Origin of the sequence: Corynebacterium lipophiloflavum DSM 44291 (assembly GCF_000159635.1) — a bacterium.
In the GTDB taxonomy this organism is placed as follows: Bacteria; Actinomycetota; Actinomycetes; order Mycobacteriales; family Mycobacteriaceae; genus Corynebacterium; species Corynebacterium lipophiloflavum.
The window spans coordinates 143,497-146,718 of the sequence record NZ_GG667191.1 but is presented as its reverse complement, the minus strand read 5'-3'; the positions used below and the strand labels follow the sequence as shown (position 1 = coordinate 146,718).

The window sequence follows — 3,222 nt, the reverse complement described above, 5'->3', positions numbered from 1 at the left end:
AGGTGGAGGCGCAAAGGGCGTCTGAAAGCTGTTGCTTGGGCGAGGTGGTCGGTCACCGCGGCGGCGTCATTTGGTTGGTTACCGTAGAACGCCATCGTCAGGTGCCACGTGTCCGGGTCCGTCCACCTCAGCTCGGCGGAAAAGTCCCGAATCGGGCGAAGCGCCCGGACGAGATGTTCGCGGACCTCGTCCGGAGGCAGCACGGCGGCGAATAGACGTCTCATGACGACGCCTATTCTAACCGCTCATCAGGCAAACGAGAGGAACATCTTCTCAAGTGCCTGCGGGTCCGGCGTGTCAAGATCGGTCGGATCCATGCAGCGCCTCATCATGGTGACGAGCACCTGGTAGCTCGCCCGGCTGACCGCCTTGTCCGCGGCGGAGAGCTGGGTGACAATGTCCTCGCACTCGCGGCCTTCCTCCATCATGCGGATCACAGCGTCAAGCTGGCCGCGGGCTCGCTTGAGCCTGCTTAACGACGGCTTGATCTCCGCCTCGGTCAATTTCATTCTAAGCCTCCTGCGCGAGTTTCCAGGTGAGGTACCCGCCACCCACGTTAGCGACCTCGATGCCGCGGTTCGCGAGCAGGGAAGCGGCAGTGTGGCCGCGCTGGCCAACCTGGCAGAACACGAGCGCCTTCTCGTCGGCGAGCTCGTCGAGGTGATCGCGCAGGGAGTCGAGCTCGATGTTAATGGCACCAGTGATGGTGCCGTTGGCGTGCTCACCGGGGGTGCGGACGTCGATAAGCGTCCAGCCCTCGTCCACGTAGCGCGCGATCTCGTTGAAGGCCACGGTGCGCTCGCCGTGTTTGATGTTGTCGTTGATGAAGCCGGCCATGTTGACCGGGTCCTTCGCGGAACCGAACTGCGGCGCGTAGGCGAGCTCGAGGTCCGCCAGGTCGGAGGCGGTCAGACGGGCGCGCATCGCGGTGGCGATGACGTCGATGCGCTTGTCGGCGCCGTCCTCACCAATTGCCTGGGCGCCGAGGATGGCATCCGTGTCCGCGTCGACGACGAGCTTGAGGTGGATCTGGCTCGCCCCCGGGTAGTAGCCGGCGTGGTTGGAGGGGTGCAGGTAGACGGTGCGCACGTTGCGGCCAGCGGCGCGGGCGCGCTTCTCGTTCCAGCCGACGGATGCTGCGGCCAGACCGAACAGGCCGACAACGGCCGTGCCGAGCACGGGGCGGGCGGCGGTGTCGCGATCGGTGATCACGTCGGCGACTAGGCGTCCGTGGCGGTTTGCGGTCTGCGCGAGCGGGACCAGGGTCGGCTCATCGTTGACAGCGTCGCGCTTCTGGGTGGCGTCACCGACGGCGAAGATGCGCGGATCGGAGGTGCGCATGGCGTCGTCGACGACGATTCCGCCGCGCTCGCCGACCTCGAGACCGGCGTCGGAGGCGAGCGTGCTGGCGGGTTTCACGCCAATCGCGGTGATGACGACATCGGCATCGATGGTGGTTCCGTCATTTAACGTCACACTCTGCTCGGTGATCTCGGACGCCGCCGAATCGGTCAGGACGGTCACGCCGTTGTCTTCGAGGTGCTTTTTCACGATCGCGGCCATCTCGGGATCCAACGGGCCCATGATCTGGGGGCTGGCCTCGATGATGGTGGTGGCGATTCCGCGGTGCGCGAGGTTCTCGGCGACCTCGAGGCCGATGAAACCGCCGCCGATGATGGCTGCACTCTGCGCCCCGTCCACGGCAGCCTTGATGGCGTCGAGGTCCTCGACGGTGCGCAGGCTGAGTGCTCGCTCGATACCGGGCAGCGGCGGGCGCACGGGGGTGGCACCCGGGGACAGGACGAGGAAATCGTAAGAGATGGTGTCGCCCGCCTCGGTGGTCACGGTCTGAGCGTCGCGGTCGATCTTGGTCGCGCGGGTGTTGACGCGGACGTCGAGGTTGAAGCGGGAGTTGAGCGATTCGGGGGTCTGAAGAAGCAGCGACTGGCGCTGCTCGATAGTTCCGGAGAGGTGGTACGGCAGTCCGCAGTTGGCGAAGGAGACGTACCCGGAGGCTTCGAGGACGATGATCTCCATGTCTTCGTCGCGGCGGCGCAGGCGTGTCGCGGTGGACATGCCGCCGGCGACGCCGCCGATGATCACTGTGGTTGTCATGGGGGTCGGCTCCTATCCGAAGAGGCGGGAGAAGATTCCGCCCTAGCTCTGCTGGTCGCGGGGGCAGGTGCACCATTGTCCGGCGGGGACGTTGGCCTTAACGCTGTCGATGTGCTGGCCGCAGCCGGCCCAGGTGGTCTTGTGGCACTTGTTGCATGGCGTTGGGTAACACATGAACAGCAATATACCCCGGGGGGTATATCTTGTCTAGTCTGGGTTCATGTTCAACCTGCCCGAGATCGGAAAAGGACTGCCCATTGCAGGTGTGATCGACCAGCTGCCCGCCACCGGGCCGCTTGTCGTGGAGGCCCCTCCGGGTACGGGAAAGACCACGCTCATCCCGCCGGCCCTCTCCAATGTCGCGAGAAAGACGCTGGTCACCGCGCCTAGGAGGGCGGCGGTGCGGGCGGCGGCGCGTCGATTAGCGCAGCTCGACGGAAGTGAACTCGGCGACCGCGTCGGGTTTTCCGTCCGCGGCGAGCACCACCCCGGCAAGCGGGTTGAATTTGTCACCCCCGGTGTCCTGCTCAACCGGTTGCTCAAGGACCCCGGCCTCGAAGGCGTCGGCGCCGTCGCCATCGACGAGGTCCACGAACGCCAGCTGGACACCGATCTCGTGCTCGCTATGTGCATGGAGGTGGCCGTGCTGCGCGACGACTTCTATCTCGCCGCGATGTCCGCCACCCTGGACGCCGAAAGGTTTGCCTCTCATCTGGGCGCGCGGATTGTAAGCACCGAGGCGGTCACGCACCCGCTGCGCATCGAATACGCCCCGCACCCCGAGCGCGCCCAGGGCAGCCGCGACTTCTACCGCCATGTGGCATCGCTGTGCGATTCTCCCGAGCGCACCCTCGTCTTCGTGCCCGGGGTCCGCGAGGTGGAGCTCGTTTGCTCGCACCTCAACGACTGCGCCCCGCTGCACGGCCGGCTCAGTTCCGCCGAGCAGGACCGGGCGCTTTACGGCGATGCCCGCGTGGTCGTGGCAACCTCGATCGCGGAATCTTCCATCACGGTCCCGGGCGTGCGCCGCGTCGTCGACTCCGGCCTGTCACGGGTGCCGCGTCGCGACGCCGCGCGCGGCATGACGGGGCTGGTCACGGTCTCGGC

At 66.4% G+C, this 3,222-nt stretch carries 4 protein-coding genes; 1 reads left to right on the top strand and 3 read right to left on the bottom strand.

The genetic code is table 11. The features are described 5' to 3' along the window. From HMPREF0298_RS00665 to HMPREF0298_RS00655, 3 genes are all read right to left on the bottom strand, one after another. Nucleotides 1–224: 2'-5' RNA ligase family protein (locus HMPREF0298_RS00665; RefSeq protein WP_006839141.1), on the bottom strand; the 224-nt coding region annotated here is incomplete at its 3' end. Between the two features lie 24 nt (nucleotides 225–248). After that, nucleotides 249–509 carry a metal-sensitive transcriptional regulator gene (locus HMPREF0298_RS00660; RefSeq protein ID WP_006839140.1) on the bottom strand — a complete coding sequence of 87 codons (261 nt, stop codon included), beginning with the start codon at nucleotides 507–509 and terminating at the stop codon, nucleotides 249–251. Between the two features lies 1 nt (nucleotide 510). Then, a complete protein-coding gene (locus tag HMPREF0298_RS00655; protein WP_006839139.1) occupies nucleotides 511–2,115 on the bottom strand; it encodes an FAD-dependent oxidoreductase in 1,605 nt (534 codons plus the stop codon). Nucleotides 2,116–2,335: 220 nt separating this feature from the next. On the opposite strand from HMPREF0298_RS00655, the gene HMPREF0298_RS00650 reads away from it, so the two are divergent. Further along, the coding region (locus tag HMPREF0298_RS00650; protein WP_006839137.1) for a helicase-related protein at nucleotides 2,336–3,222 on the top strand (887 nt) is incomplete at its 3' end.